Annotated in this window: 15 protein-coding genes; 9 read left to right on the top strand and 6 right to left on the bottom strand. The window is 67.2% G+C overall.

Going from position 1 to position 14,019, the window contains the following annotated elements; all coding sequences use genetic code 11:
* Window positions 1-48 precede the first annotated feature (48 nt).
* On the top strand, window positions 49-1,158 hold the full coding sequence (locus tag GV792_RS05810) for an ABC transporter ATP-binding protein (RefSeq protein WP_163822572.1): 1,110 nt from the start codon (window positions 49-51) through the stop codon (window positions 1,156-1,158).
* Window positions 1,159-1,202: 44 nt separating this feature from the next.
* Here the strand turns inward: GV792_RS05810 and GV792_RS05805 are convergent, their stop codons facing one another.
* Window positions 1,203-1,520 (bottom strand): hypothetical protein, encoded by a 318-nt coding sequence (locus tag GV792_RS05805; RefSeq protein ID WP_163822571.1) that lies wholly within the window; start codon window positions 1,518-1,520, stop codon window positions 1,203-1,205.
* An 82-nt stretch (window positions 1,521-1,602) separates the two neighbouring features.
* On the opposite strand from GV792_RS05805, the gene GV792_RS05800 reads away from it, so the two are divergent.
* Window positions 1,603-2,574 (top strand): o-succinylbenzoate synthase, encoded by a 972-nt coding sequence (locus tag GV792_RS05800; protein WP_163822570.1) that lies wholly within the window; start codon window positions 1,603-1,605, stop codon window positions 2,572-2,574.
* A 94-nt stretch (window positions 2,575-2,668) separates the two neighbouring features.
* Here the strand turns inward: GV792_RS05800 and GV792_RS05795 are convergent, their stop codons facing one another.
* On the bottom strand, window positions 2,669-2,977 hold the full coding sequence (locus GV792_RS05795) for a hypothetical protein (RefSeq protein WP_163822569.1): 309 nt from the start codon (window positions 2,975-2,977) through the stop codon (window positions 2,669-2,671).
* Here GV792_RS05795 and GV792_RS05790 point away from each other — a divergent pair.
* Window positions 2,976-3,260, top strand: a complete 285-nt coding sequence (locus GV792_RS05790) for a hypothetical protein (protein ID WP_163822568.1) — start codon at window positions 2,976-2,978, stop codon at window positions 3,258-3,260. The genes GV792_RS05795 and GV792_RS05790 overlap by 2 nt on opposite strands.
* Window positions 3,261-3,364: 104 nt before the next feature.
* Here GV792_RS05790 and GV792_RS05785 read toward each other — a convergent pair whose 3' ends face one another.
* Both GV792_RS05785 and GV792_RS05780 read right to left on the bottom strand, forming a co-directional pair.
* Window positions 3,365-3,877 (bottom strand): TIGR04338 family metallohydrolase, encoded by a 513-nt coding sequence (locus tag GV792_RS05785; protein ID WP_163822567.1) that lies wholly within the window; start codon window positions 3,875-3,877, stop codon window positions 3,365-3,367.
* 144 nt (window positions 3,878-4,021) lie between these two features.
* On the bottom strand, window positions 4,022-4,870 hold the full coding sequence (locus GV792_RS05780) for a DUF2786 domain-containing protein (RefSeq protein WP_175583223.1): 849 nt from the start codon (window positions 4,868-4,870) through the stop codon (window positions 4,022-4,024).
* Between the two features lie 120 nt (window positions 4,871-4,990).
* Here GV792_RS05780 and GV792_RS05775 point away from each other — a divergent pair, with 120 nt between their 5' ends.
* The 6 genes from GV792_RS05775 to GV792_RS05750 all read left to right on the top strand — a co-directional run bounded on the left by GV792_RS05775 (window position 4,991) and on the right by GV792_RS05750 (window position 12,111).
* Window positions 4,991-6,286, top strand: coding sequence for an ABC transporter substrate-binding protein (locus GV792_RS05775; protein WP_163822566.1), 1,296 nt, complete (start codon window positions 4,991-4,993; stop codon window positions 6,284-6,286).
* A 47-nt stretch (window positions 6,287-6,333) separates the two neighbouring features.
* Complete coding sequence (locus tag GV792_RS05770) at window positions 6,334-7,374, top strand: carbohydrate ABC transporter permease (RefSeq protein WP_375154375.1); 1,041 nt, start codon at window positions 6,334-6,336, stop codon at window positions 7,372-7,374.
* Between the two features lie 14 nt (window positions 7,375-7,388).
* On the top strand, window positions 7,389-8,267 hold the full coding sequence (locus tag GV792_RS05765) for a carbohydrate ABC transporter permease (RefSeq protein WP_163822565.1): 879 nt from the start codon (window positions 7,389-7,391) through the stop codon (window positions 8,265-8,267).
* Between the two features lie 342 nt (window positions 8,268-8,609).
* Entirely contained in the window at window positions 8,610-10,943 is a 2,334-nt protein-coding gene (locus GV792_RS05760) for a transglycosylase domain-containing protein (protein WP_175583958.1), read from the top strand.
* Window positions 10,944-11,216: 273 nt separating this feature from the next.
* Window positions 11,217-11,675 carry a GyrI-like domain-containing protein gene (locus GV792_RS05755; protein WP_163822563.1) on the top strand — a complete coding sequence of 153 codons (459 nt, stop codon included), beginning with the start codon at window positions 11,217-11,219 and terminating at the stop codon, window positions 11,673-11,675.
* Window positions 11,676-11,685: 10 nt separating this feature from the next.
* Window positions 11,686-12,111 (top strand): GyrI-like domain-containing protein, encoded by a 426-nt coding sequence (locus tag GV792_RS05750; protein ID WP_163822562.1) that lies wholly within the window; start codon window positions 11,686-11,688, stop codon window positions 12,109-12,111.
* 229 nt (window positions 12,112-12,340) lie between these two features.
* On the opposite strand, the gene GV792_RS05745 is transcribed toward GV792_RS05750, so the two are convergent.
* Together GV792_RS05745 and GV792_RS05740 are read right to left on the bottom strand one after the other, a co-directional pair.
* Complete coding sequence (locus tag GV792_RS05745; RefSeq protein ID WP_163822561.1) at window positions 12,341-13,441, bottom strand: inositol-3-phosphate synthase; 1,101 nt, start codon at window positions 13,439-13,441, stop codon at window positions 12,341-12,343.
* Window positions 13,434-13,991: a PadR family transcriptional regulator gene (locus tag GV792_RS05740; protein WP_014353629.1), complete on the bottom strand. Its 558-nt coding sequence runs from the start codon at window positions 13,989-13,991 to the stop codon at window positions 13,434-13,436. The genes GV792_RS05745 and GV792_RS05740 overlap by 8 nt, the downstream gene beginning before the upstream one ends.
* Window positions 13,992-14,019: the final 28 nt, after the last annotated feature.

Raw genomic sequence — 14,019 nt, 5'->3', positions numbered from 1 at the left:
ACTCGGATCGTCCGGCACGTTCCTGCCGGTGAAGGGAAGTGATCTGCCGTGGCTACGGTGACCTTCGACCATGCCACCCGGTTGTATCCGGGTGCCGGTAAGCCGGCCGTCGACCAGTTGAACCTGGAGATCGAAGACGGAGAATTCCTGGTGCTCGTCGGGCCGTCCGGCTGCGGGAAGTCGACCTCGCTGCGGATGCTGGCGGGACTGGAAGAGGTCAACGGCGGGCGGATCTTGATCGGCGACAAGGACGTGACGCACGCCGAGCCGAAGGAACGCGATATCGCCATGGTGTTCCAGAACTATGCGCTGTACCCGCATATGACGGTCGCGGAGAACATGGGTTTCGCGCTCAAGCTGGCCAAGGTGAGCAAGGCGGAGACCAAACAACGGGTGCTGGAGGCGGCGAAGCTGCTGGATCTGGAGCCGTACCTGGACCGCAAGCCCAAGGCGCTCTCCGGTGGTCAGCGCCAGCGAGTGGCGATGGGCCGCGCCATCGTGCGCCAGCCGCAGGTTTTCCTCATGGACGAACCGCTGTCCAACCTCGACGCCAAGCTGCGCGTGCAGACCCGCACCCAGATCGCGCAGTTGCAGCGGAGGCTCGGCACCACCACGGTGTATGTCACCCACGACCAGGTCGAGGCCATGACCATGGGCGATCGCGTCGCGGTGCTGCGGGACGGGCTGTTGCAGCAGTGTGCCTCGCCGCGCGACCTGTACCGCGATCCGGCGAACGTGTTCGTCGCCGGATTCATGGGCTCGCCCGCGATGAACCTGTTCACCCTCCCGGTCGCCGCCGGTTCGGTGGCGCTCGGCGGGCACGATCTGGCGCTGCCGCGTTCGGTGGCGGATTCGAGCAATGGTTCGGTGACCGTCGGTGTGCGTCCGGAGCACCTGGAGATCGGTGGGGAAGGTTCCGGCCTGACCAAGGGTGTCGTCGGGATCGAGATGGAGGTGGATGTGGTCGAAGAGCTCGGCTCCGACGCCTACATCTACGGCCGCACCCTCGCGGACGGTTCCACCAACGGTGCGGGGGAAACGATCGTGGCGCGGGCGGATTGGCGCAATCCCCCGGCGAAGGGCGCGCGGGTGCGGCTGACGGCGGATCCGGAGCACACCTACTTCTTCTCGGCCGATGACGGAGGCCGGCTGAACTGAGGGATGGGCTCGCCCGGGGGTGCCGAGAGGCCGAGTCGGCGCCCTCAACCCGGTGCGGTGAGGATCGCGACCAAGAATCCGCACACCCAGACTCCCGCGAACAGCGGCACCCCGACCAGCGGCGCCCAGCCGATGGGACGCCGCCCTTTCACCGCACCCAGTACGGTCGCGGCGACAGCGGCGGTGGCGAGCGCAAAGCCCACAGCGGCAACGGAATAGGCGGCCGTCAGATCGTGTGTGCGGGTCGATGTGCGACCCGCCAGCTCATACCAATCCAGCAAGTGCACTGCCACCCAGGCGAATCCGGACGCGATCAGGGTCGCCGGTACCGCACGCGCGAGATCCAGAAGTCGCCACCGCACAATTCGAGTGTGCGGCCACACCGGCGGCTCGGCAATCCCCAACTGGGGGCAGGACACAGTGGACCGGGCTACCCTGCTGACGATGAGCGAAGTCGAAGCCGTCGGCGTGTACGCGGTGCCCATGCGCACCCGGTTCCGCGGCATCACCGTGCGAGAAGGGATGCTGGTGCGCGGCCCGCTCGGCTGGGGTGAGTTCTGCCCGTTCCCCGAATACGACGACCGGGAAGCCGCGCACTGGCTGGCCACCGCCGTCGAGCAGGTGACGGTGGGCTGGCCCGCGCCGGTACGGGATCGGGTACCCGTGAACTGCACAGTGCCTGCGGTTGGGCCGGAACGCGCGCATGCCATCGTCGCGGGGTCGGGATGCCGCACGGCCAAAGTGAAGGTCGCCGACCATCCCGGCTCGCTGGCCGAAGATATGGCGCGGGTAGCGGCGGTGCGCGATGCGCTCGGGCCCGACGGTGCGGTGCGGGTGGACGCCAACGCACTATGGGATGTCGATACCGCCGTGCGGCACATCACCGAAATCGACCGCGCCGCCGGTGGTCTGGAGTACGTCGAGCAGCCCTGCCGCACCATCGACGAGCTCGCGGCCGTGCGACGTCGCGTCCAGGTGCGGATCGCCGCCGATGAATCCATTCGCCGCGCCGAGGACCCGATGAAGGTTGCCGTCGCAGGCGCCGCCGATATCGCCGTGCTGAAATGCACGCCCCTCGGTGGTGTACGCCGTGCGCTCGAGGTGGCCGCGGCCGCCGGGCTGCCGTGCGTGGTGTCTTCGGCACTGGAAACCAGTGTCGGCCTGTCCGCGCAACTCGCCCTCGCGGCGACCCTTCCCGAACTGGACTACGCCTGCGGGCTGGGGACCGTTGCGCTGTTCGAGGGCGATGTGGTGGCCGAACCGTTGCTGCCGGTGGACGGGTTCCTGCCGGTTCCGCCCACCCCGCCGGTGCCCGATCCGGACCTGCTGCAGCGCTATCGGCACCCTGATCCGGATCGGACGGCATGGTGGCGCGAACGCTTCGACCGCGTCCACGCCCTGCTCGGCCACGCCTAGGGACGCGGCGGGCGGCAACTGCGACAGCAGGCCGCCTGGACGCATCGTCGAGCTCCATGTGGGGCGGCGGTGCGGACCCGGGGCCCGGCCAGGGTCAGCGGACGTGCGTGGTACCCGAGCAGGTCACCGGCGGCACAGGAACGAATCCCGTGTTGACCACGGAAAGGTCGATCCGGACCTGGCCCGCGCCGGTCGGGATGTCGAACCACACGGACGTCTGATCGCCGAGCGACACCCTGCCGTGCCCGGTGACCGAGCCGGAGGCGCCGGTGTTCAGGTTGGTCCAGTTCACGGTGGGATGGGTGTCATAGCCCCAGATGCTGCCACCGGTGTTGACCTGCAGGTGCGCCAAGCCCGGCCGGTCGCTGGACCCGGAGGCGTAGATCGAACTGGAGTACGGCATGTCGATGATGTTGGGGCTGACACCGCTGCACCTGAGTCCGGCAACCATGTCACCCCAGTATTCGGCGGCCGCCGCAGTGCCCGAGCCCGACAACAACGCGGTGGCGGACGCGGCGACGACCACGGCAGCCTTGGCCGCGGTAACCCTGCTGGAGCGAACCTTGCGTGACCACATGGTGGTGGACTGCCTTTCGTCGAACGGGAAAAGAAAGAATGTGAAGGTCCGCCTCGGCCAGAGGGTTTCGCACTCGGCGGACAACTCACTGTCGGTCCAGGCCCCTTGACCGTTACCGCGCTCCGCACCGCCGAAACCGTGACACCCATCACTACGCCAACGCAGTGTTCGCCGCCGGTCGACAGCCCGAGCGCGGCAGGTGGGCGCGGGACTTCAGGCGAATCCGACGCCACAGCCGATCATGGTGCCGCGCAGCAGCAATGCGGCCTCGGGGCCGATCACACCGTCGACCAACTCGACATAGCGGCTACAGAACTCCGGGCCGTGCGGAGCACACTCGCGCGGCTGCGGTTCGAGATGATGGGTCAGCTCGTGCAGCACGACCAATTCCCTGAGCGCCCACGCCGCCCCACCGGTATGCAGCGGAACGGCGAGTACGGCACCATCGGCCTCGTAATGCGCGGCGGTGGTCCCCGCCCGCGTCCGGACTCGCACCGGCGAGCTCGCCCGGCTCCACTGCGCCGCAACCCAGTTCAATGCCAGCACCCGATCGCAGTAACTCTGCACCGAATCGACCGAGGCGAACCGCCGCTCCACCGGCAACGTGATCTGTGAACCGAACACCTCAACGGTGCGGTTGCCGAACTCGTCGGCCCGATCGAACGCACCACGCACCAATTGCTCCGCGTCGTAGACCTTGGCGCGCTGAGTGTCTCGCACAGTCATCGCGGCACCTGCGCCGACCACACCGCGCCTCGGGTGTGCGGGGTCGGATGCGTCGCGCCGAAGTCCCGAGGAGGACATGAGCGAGGCATCCGCCGAGAAGACCACACGGTGGTGCGCCACTCGCCGGCGCGGATCCGGGGCACGTCACTTCGCTCGGCGTGATGTGAGGCGGCCGCGCGGGGTGGCGAGTTCAGGTGAGGTGCCGAGGCGTGCGGCGCGACCCGCCTTGTCGCCGGCGCTGCGTGCGGCGGGTGCGTAGCCAGCGGACGCCTGCGGTCCACGCCAGGTGCCGCGAGCCTCGGAGGTGCGGGCATAGAAGTCGACCAGCTCGACCTCTTTGTTCCGTAGAGCCAAGGCGGTCCCCGTGGACGCGGCGCCCGGCTCGGCGCGCGCCTCGGTCTCGACCTCCGACTTCACCTCGGACAATCTCTTACCGATACGCGCCGCGAACGCCATCTGGAAGTTCAGCCTGGCCGTCACCGCCGCGACCGGCGCCTGCACCCGGCGACGCACCCTGCGCCCGCCGCGCACCTCGACGACGACCTTCTCCACCGTCGCCGACCGATACGCACCCGACTTGATGTACTGGTCCGACGCTCGCACCATCTGCACCAGCAGGCTGCTGTACAGCGCCTCGCAGGTATCGATATCGGTGTCGAAACCGTAGGCGTACACCTGGGTGGAGGTCCTGGCGACATCGCAGCGCACATCGTTGGCTGCGGCGATCGCCACGAACAACTGGACATAGGTCCGCAGCCCTTTACGTCCCGGCTCGCCGATCGGGATGATCCGCTGAATCGGCGTCGGCCTGCGTTCGCGACCTGCCACGTGCGCACGCGCGACGGCCAGATCGATCGATGAGCGGGTCGCCAGGCGCTGCGCCGCCGCGAGGAACGCCTCGGCCTCGTGTTCGTTATCGGTCGACTCGGCCTTGCGGAGCAGCCCGCCGATGCGGGTGAGCATCCGATCGGGGACGGGATTCGCGGCAGTCATCGCGGTCCAGCCTAAGCACCCTGACCGACATGGTCGGGCGCGTCGGATGATCAACAGGTATGTTGCCTTGTGCACCGCCGGGTGTGCTGCCGCTCACGTCTCGACCTTGGAGTATCCGCGATGGCTTTGAAGAAGGTGTCCCTACGTGCCGCACTCGTGCCCCGCGCCGCGCTCGCCGTGGCCTCGGCCGCGCTGCTGACCGCGACCTTCGCCAGCGCGTGCACCAGCGACAACGGCGGCAACCCGACCAGTGAGAACCTCACCGGACGCGGGCCCATCACCTATGTCGAGGGCAAGGACACCACCGAGACGGGTGTCGTCAAGCAGCTCATCGACCGGTGGAACGCGGCCCACCCGGACGAGCAGGTCACTTATAAGGAACAGTCCAACGACGCCTCTCAGCAGTACGACGACCTGGTCGAGCACATGCGCTCCAAGTCCGCCGACTACGACGTCTTCGCGATGGACGTGCCGTGGACGGCGGAATTCGCGGCCAAGGGCTGGATCCAGCCGCTGAAGGATTCCTTCGCCATCGACACCTCGGCGCTGCTGCCGCCAACCGTCGCCAGCGCCACCTATAACGACACCCTCTACGCCGCGCCGCGCAACACCAACGGCGGTCTGCTGTTCTACCGCAAAGATCTGGTGCCGAACCCGCCCAAGACCTGGGACGAGATGCTCGGCATGTGCAATATCGCGCGGGACAACAACATCGGCTGCTACGCCGGTCAGCTCAAGAACTACGAGGGCCTGACGGTGAACACCGCCGAGGTCATCAACGCCTACGGCGGCACCTTCGTCGGCGCCGACGGCAAGACCCCGACCGTGGACAGCCCGCAGGCACGCGCCGGTCTCGGCAAGCTGGTCGAGGCCTACGACCGCGGCGACATCCCGCCGGAGGCGCTCACCTTCACCGAAACCGAGAGCGGTGCCGCGTTCACCCAGGGCAAACTGATGTTCCTGCGCTCCTGGCCGTCCACCTTCGGTGACGCCGGCTCGGAATCCTCAGCCGTGAAGGACCGCTTCGCGGTCGCCCCGCTGCCCGGTGAGTCGGGTATCGGCGCCTCGACCCTCGGCGGCTACAACGCCGCGATCAGCGCGTTCTCCAAGAACAAGGCCACCGCGCTCGACTTCCTTCGCTTCCTGATCAGCGAGGACGCCCAGCACATCGTCGCCTCCGGTGCGCTGCCCTCGGTGCGTGAGTCGATGTACGACGATCCGGCCCTGATCGCCAAGATGCCGTACCTGCCCGCACTCAAGGATTCGATCTCCAACGCCGTGCCGCGCCCGGTGACCCCGTTCTACCCGGCGGTGTCGAAGGCCATCCGGGAGAACGCGTTCGCCGCCCTGCGGGGCGAGAAGTCCGTGGACGATGCGATCATCGGCATGCAGAAGGGCATCGAGGCGGCCGGTTAGCGGGAAGTTCAGACGGACCCGACCAACCGAATGAGGAGAGATAGACGGTGTCGGATCCTTCGGGAACGGATACGGCCGTGCAGAAGCGGCGCACGGACGAGACAGGTGAACCGCCACAGAACAAGCGTGGCTTGGGCTCGGTAATCGCGGACGAATTGCGCCGCTCAGGCAAGGCGTGGATGTTCGTCGCGCCGGTGCTGATCGCGCTCGCGGTCGTCATCGGCTACCCGGTGTTCCGGGCGCTGTGGATGTCGTTCCAGCAGGACTCCGGCGGCATCGATCCCGAAACCGGGATGTTCATCGAGGGTGGCAGCGCCGGGTTCTCCAACTACACGCACTGGTTGTTCCAGCAGTGTGAGACCGCGGCTGGCACCGTCGACTGTCCGACCGGCAATCTCGGTTCGCAGTTCTGGCTGGCGATCGGCGTCACGCTGTTTCTGACGGTGGTCACGGTATCGCTCGAAGTGATCCTCGGCCTCGCCATGGCCGTGGTCATGGGCAAGACCTTCCGTGGCCGGGCGCTGCTGCGCGCCGCCGTGCTCATCCCCTGGGCGATCCCGACCGCGGTGACGGCGCGGCTGTGGGAGTTCATGTTCCAGTACGACGGTGTCGTCAACCGGGTACTCGGCACCGGCATTCTGTGGACCTCCGACGAATGGCCCGCCCGGTTCGCGGTGATCGCCGCCGACGTGTGGAAGACGACGCCGTTCATGGCGTTGCTGCTGCTGGCCGGTCTGCAGGTCATCCCCAATGATGTCTACGAGGCCGCGCGGGTCGACGGCGCCTCGGCCTGGCAGCGTTTCGTGCACATCACCCTGCCGCTGCTCAAGCCCGCACTGCTGGTCGCGGTGCTGTTCCGCACCATGGACGCGCTCCGAATGTACGACCTGCCCGCGATCATGACCGCCGACAACCCCGCCACCCGCACGGTCTCGATGCTGGTGGTCGAACAGGTCCGGCAAGGCCCCAACAGTGCGGCCGCCCTGTCGACGATCACCTTCCTGATGATCTTCGCGGTGGCATTCGTGCTGGTGAAGGTGTTGGGCGCGAACGCGGTCCGCACCCAGGAAGAACAGCGGAAGGCATGATGGCCGCGACGACGATGACGAAAGAGAAGCCCGCCCCGCCCGTCACCACGAAAGTACCGTGGACACGCAGGCTCGGTTCAGCGCGGCTGTATGTGGGCGCGCTGATCGTGCTGGTGTGGGGGCTCGGCCCGTTCTACTGGATGGCGGTCACCGCGTTCCGCGATCCGCGATACACCTTCGAGAACACACCGTGGCCCACGCATGTGACGCTGGAGAATTTCCGCGATGTGTTCGACACGAGCCGCGGTAACGACTTCGGCCAGGCGATGATCAACAGCGTCATCATCGGCTCGATCACCACGATCATCGCGCTGGTACTCGGTGTGCTCGCCGCGTACGCGCTGGCCCGGCTGACCTTCCGCGGCAAGTACCTGGTGTCCGGGCTGATCCTGAGCGCGTCGATGTTCCCCGTGGTCGTGCTGGTGACACCGCTGTTCCAGATGTTCACCGATCTGGGCTGGATCGGCAAGTACCAGGCGATGATCATCCCGAACATCTCCTTTGTGCTGCCGATGACCGTCTACATCCTCGCGGCGTTCTTCGCCGAGCTGCCGTGGGAGCTCGAGGAGGCGGCTCGTATCGACGGCGCCACCAAGATGCAGGCGTTCCGGCTGGTCATGCTGCCGCTGGCGGCCCCTGCGGTCTTCACGACGGCCATCCTGGCGTTCATCGCGGCGGTCAACGAATACCTGCTGGCGCGGCTGCTCTCGAGCGAGTCGACGAAACCCGTCACGGTCGCCATCGCCGGATTCTCCGGCAACAATCCGCTGGTCCAGCCGTACGCCTCGATCATGGCGGCAGGCACGCTCGTGACGATTCCGCTGGTGATCATGGTTCTGCTGTTCCAGCGTCGGATCATCTCCGGCCTGACGGCGGGCGGCATCAAGAGCTGATCGCGGCACGGCCAACGCCCACTCCGATGCGCACTCGCTCCGGCAGGGCACCCGCCGCTCCGGCAGGGCACCGCCAGCTCGGGCGCGGCACGGCTGCGGTCCGCTTCGGCGCGGCACAACCCGTTGCCCGCGCACAGCAAACCCTCGCCCGAATTCACCGCCGGACGCAGTCCGCCCTCAGCCCGCGCATGGCCGCAGCGAATGCGGAGGTACGCCTAGCTACCCTCCAGCTATGATCGGCGGGTAAGTCTGTGCCCGTTCCCGGTACCCAGGCGGGTGTAGTTCGGCGACGCTGTCAACAGACACTGGGGTAACCGAGTTTTGCCGACGCTCCGGGAGGAGATGATCGTGAGCTCGTTTCGTGACCGGCGACCGCGCACTGCCCGCGGCCGATCCCCGGAGCCGGAGTATGCCTCGATCAGCGGATTCAACCCGCGCGGGGGCAAGTCGGACGACGGAGGCCGCACCGGCGCAAGATCCGGCGGCGACGGTGCGCCGGACGCCGACCGAAGACCTCGTAGCGGCCGCGGCAGGCGCATCCGCAGGCTGATCCTCGCCCTGTTCGTCATCTTCATCGCGGTGCCTGCGCTGCTGATGGCGCTGTTCTATTGGAGCGCAGAGATCCCCTCGCCATCGGCGATGCGCACCAACCAGATCGCCACCATCGTTGCCGCCGACGGCACGACGGTGATCGCGAAGGTGGTCCCGCCCGAAGGCAACCGCACCCCGGTCCCGCTCTCGGATGTGCCCGTGCACGTGCGCAATGCGGTCATCTCGGCGGAAGACCGCAATTTCTACACCAATCCCGGATACTCGATCCCCGGATTCCTGCGGGCGGCACGAGACAACCTGCTGGGCAAGGAGAACGCGGGCGGCGGCTCGACCATTACCCAGCAATATGTGAAGAACGCCTTCCTCGGTTCCGAGCGCACGGTGACCAGGAAGATGCGAGAACTGGTGATCGCCGCCAAAATGGCGCGCGAGTGGAGCAAGGACGACATCCTCGCCGCCTACCTCAACACCATCTACTACGGGCGCGGCGCGTACGGGATCGCGGCAGCGGCCAAGGCCTACTTCAACAAGCCGGTACCCGAGTTGACCCTGGCCGAGGGCGCGATACTCGCCTCGCTGGTCCGGTCACCGTCGATCCTGGATCCGGAAACCCATCTCGAGGATCTGAAGGCCCGCTGGAAGTACGTGCTCGACGGCATGGTCGAGATGGGTGTGCTGAACCGCGCCGACCGCGAAACAGCGACCTTCCCGCAGATCATTCCGATCGCCGAGGTGGCCGACGACAGCGCCGCCCGCGGCCCCGAAGGGCTGATCCGCACCCAGGTGCTGCGCGAACTGCTGGCCGCGGGCATCTCCGAGCACGAGCTGAACACCGGCGCCCTGCAGATCACCACCACCATCGACCCGAAAGCACAGCAGTCGGCGGTCGCGGCGGCGCAAGACGCCACGGAAGGCCAGCCGCCCGGCCTACGTACCGCGGTGGTGTCGATAGATCCACGGTCGGGCGCGGTGCGCGCCTACTACGGCGGCGCCGACGGTGTCGGATTCGATTTCGCGCAGGCGCCGGTGCAGACCGGTTCGGCGTTCAAAACCTTCGCTGTGCTGGCCGCCCAGCGCCAGGGCATCTCGATGGTCAAGCAGTTCGACAGTTCACCGGTGCAGGTCAACGACGTGGTCGTGCGCAATGTGGACAACGAATCCTGCGGCACCTGCTCGCTGGCCGAGGCATTCAAGCGTTCACTCAACACCAGCTTCTACCGGCTCACCCAGTCGATGTTCAATGGGCCGCAGGCCATCGCCGACGCCGCGCACCAGGCCGGCATCCCGGAGCAGATTCCCGGCGTGGCAGGCCTGTCGCTGAGTGAGAACGGCGGGCCGCCGGCACCCTCGATCGTCCTGGGTGTGTACCAGGTGCGACCGATCGATATGGCCTCGGCGTACGCGACGATCGCGGCGTCCGGTATGTACCACCAGCCCCACTTCGTGCAGCGAGTGGTGACCGGCACCGGCCGCGTGCTGCTCGACCGTGGGGCACCGGAGCATCAGGTGGGCAAGCAGCTGCCGCCCGGCGAGCAGCGCTTCCCCAATTCGATCGCCGATCGCACCACCCAGGCCATGCTGCCCATCGCGGCCTACTCCAACGGCCATTCGCTCCACGGCAGGCCGTCGGCCGCCAAGACCGGCACCACGCAGCTCGGCGACACCGGCGAGAACAAGGACGCCTGGATGGTCGGCTTCACCCCGTCGCTGTCGACCGCGGTCTGGGTGGGGACCGAACATTCGCAGCCCATCCGTAGCGCAGGCGGCGGGCGCATCTACGGCTCGGGTCTGCCCTCCGATATCTGGAAGCAGACCATGGACGGTGCTCTGGAGGACACGCCGGTCGAAAATTTCCCGGTCCCCGAGGGTGGTGGTTCCGGGCTGCCGATCATCCCGGCCGGGCCGCCGCAACAGTCCGGTGGCCCCTACGACATCCTCAATCCGCCGCCAGGTCAGCAACCGCGCGGGCCGGAAATCATCATTCCGCCCGCGCCGCAGTCCCCGGCGCCGGAGCCGCAGGAACCGATCGTCATCTTCCCGCCGCAGCCCCCACCGCCACCACCACCGCCGCCGCCGCGGCAGGTGGAGATCCTGCCCGGAATCGTAATTCCGGTACCGGGATGACACCAGGGGAACGCCCGGCATGGCAGCATCGTTTGCCAGGGTGAGAGCATGACCGCGCGACGGCGGCACCGGCCCGACGCCGACGCCGCTGGCATGATGCGGAAGGATGGGCTGACAAGCGACACGACAGCGGCGCCAGCAAGCGGCCCGCAGGCGCTAGCCTGCGTACCCACGCAGAGCCGGGGAGCGCCGCCGAACGGATACCGCGGCACGAGCGGAGGGCCCGGCGCGTGCCGCCAACTGAACGACAGACGAGAAATAGGGGCTACGCCGGTGGATTTCAATGTCGTTGACCGCCAAGAGACGTTGGTGGCGGGAACCGTGCTCCGCAGCCCGGCATTGGCTGTGGAGGGGCCGCGGCGCACCAAGGTGGAAGAAGCGTGGAAGCGCAATCTGGCGCGGGCGCTGCCCGGTCCGCCTGCGAGCGCGTTCGTCGACCACGCGCCCGAGATCAACTCCTATCTGACCCATATCGTCGGCTACAAATGCCGCACCCTCGACGACCTGCTACCCGGCGACGTGCTCGCCCGCATCCCGGCGGGCAGGTTCGCCCGGTTCACCCTCAGTGGTGACGATCTCGGTGACACGGTCGTGACGGTGTGGCGCGCGATCTGGGACGCCGAAGCCGCCGGTCGGCTCGAGCGTTCCTACTCAGGCGATTTCGAGCGCTACCCCGACAACCAGACAGTCGAGGTCTTCGTGGCGCTGGCGGACGATTCGGTGGACGGGTAGGAACAACGCTGTGGACTTCGAGATAGTCACCCTGGACGAAAGCCTGGTCGCCGGACTCACCGTGCCGTTGGCCGGACGCGAGGTCGCCGCCCGCGACCTCGACCTGGTGAACTTCACCTGGGACCGCTACCTGGTCAGGGAGAAGAACGTGCCCCGGGTCGCGGCCTATATCGGCCAGAACGATCACGCGGTGGCGGTGCTCGGCTACGAGGTGGCGTCGATGGACGAGATGGACGCAGGCGACGTGGTGACCCGCGTGCCCGGCGGCCGGTTCGCCAAGTTCGTCGTCTCCGACAAGCCCTACGACCTGCTGCGCACTGCATGGGCACAGGTGCGCAAGGCCGAAAGCGCCGGCACCATCACCCGCTCCCACGCCGCCGAGATCGAGCGCTACACCGGTCCGACCTCGGTCGAGGTCTACGTCTCGCTCGACTGAGCGCAGTCAGCAGACAGTAAAGCCGGCCGAGGATGTCTCGACCGGCTTCATTGCTCGCATATACGCGACTCCGACGACCTACCCGCCACCACTGGGCGACCTCGAGGAGCCCGTTCGCGGCCCGGCTCGTGTTTCCGCGGCCGCTGTGCAAGCCGAAGGCAAGCAGCGGTCGCGGAAGCACGAGCCATCAAGGGGCCGCGAACACGCCGCGACGAAGGAGCGGCAAATCCTACTCAGCACCGATGATGAAGGCCTCGAGCTGGGTGCGGGCGACGTCGTCGGCCAGCTGCTGCGGCGGGGACTTCATCAGGTACGCCGAGGCGGGGATGACGGGTCCGCCGATGCCACGGTCCTTGGCGATCTTGGCCGCGCGCACCGCGTCGATGATGATGCCCGCCGAGTTCGGCGAGTCCCACACCTCGAGCTTGTACTCCAGGTTCAGCGGCACGTCACCGAAGGCACGTCCCTCGAGGCGCACGTAGGCCCACTTGCGGTCGTCGAGCCAGCCGACGTGGTCGGACGGGCCGATGTGCACGTCGTTGGCGCCGAGCTCCTTCTTCAGGTTGCTCGTGACGGCCTGGGTCTTGGAAATCTTCTTCGACTCCAGGCGCTCACGCTCGAGCATGTTCTTGAAGTCCATGTTGCCGCCGACGTTGAGCTGCATGGTGCGGTCGAGCTGCACGCCGCGGTCCTCGAACAGCTTGGCCATCACGCGGTGCGTGATGGTGGCGCCGACCTGGCTCTTGATGTCGTCACCGACGATCGGGACGCCGGCCTTGGTGAACTTCTCGGCCCACTCCGGGTCGGAGGCGATGAACACCGGCAGCGCGTTGACGAAGGCAACGCCCGCGTCGATGGCGCACTGGGCGTAGAACTTATCGGCCTCTTCGGAACCGACGGGCAGGTAGGAGACGAGAACGTCGACCTTCGCGTCCTTCAGCGCCTTGACCACGTCGACCGGCTCGGCCTCGGAGACCTCGATGGTCTCGGCGTAGTACTTGCCGATGCCGTCGAGGGTCGGGCCGCGCTGGACGACGACGTCGCTCGGCGGCACGTCGGAGATCTTGATGGTGTTGTTCTCGCTGGCGAAGATCGCCTCGGAGAGGTCGAAGCCGACCTTCTTGGCGTCGACGTCGAATGCGGCGACGAACTTCACATCGCGCACGTGATACTGGCCGAACTTGACGTGCATCAGACCGGGAACGGTCGCGCTCTCGTCCGCGTCCTTGTAGTACTGAACGCCCTGGACCAGCGAGGATGCGCAGTTGCCCACACCTACGATGGCGACGCGAACCTCTGTGGCGCTCTCAGCAGCTTTGACATCACTCATGGCCGGTATTTCCCTCTTTCTGTGGTGCCGCCTTCGTCGATTGCTCCGCCGCAATCAACTCGTTGAGCCAGCGCACTTCGCGCTCGCTTGATTCGAGTCCGAGTTGATGGAGCTGGCGGGTGTAGCGATCCAGCGAGCCACTCGCCTTCTTGATCGCTTCCCTAAGCCCCTCTCGGCGCTCCTCGACCTGACGCCGCCTGCCTTCGAGGATCCGCATCCGCGCTTCCGCGGGGGTGCGGCTGAAGAAGGCGAGATGAACGCCGAAGCCGTCGTCGGTGTAGTTCTGCGGTCCGGTGTCGGCAAGGAGCTCATTGAAACGCTCCCGTCCGGCCGGAGTCAGCTGGTAGACCCGCCGGGCGCGACGTGTGGTCGCACCGGCCGGGATCTCCTCCGCGAGCAGCCCGTCCGCCTGCATTCGACGCAGTGTCGGATAGAGCGACCCGTAGGAGAAGGCCCGAAACGCACCGAGCAGGCCCGTCAGCCGCTTGCGCAGCTCGTAACCATGCATAGGCGATTCGAGGAGCAGCCCGAGGATTGCGAGTTCGAGCATCGGGCTTCACCCCCTGACTGTGTGCAGA

Source organism: Nocardia cyriacigeorgica (assembly GCF_010868145.1).
Lineage (GTDB): Bacteria > Actinomycetota > Actinomycetes > Mycobacteriales > Mycobacteriaceae > Nocardia > Nocardia cyriacigeorgica_D.
Note: the sequence above shows the minus strand (reverse complement) of the source record. Positions and strands in the feature narration are given on the sequence as shown.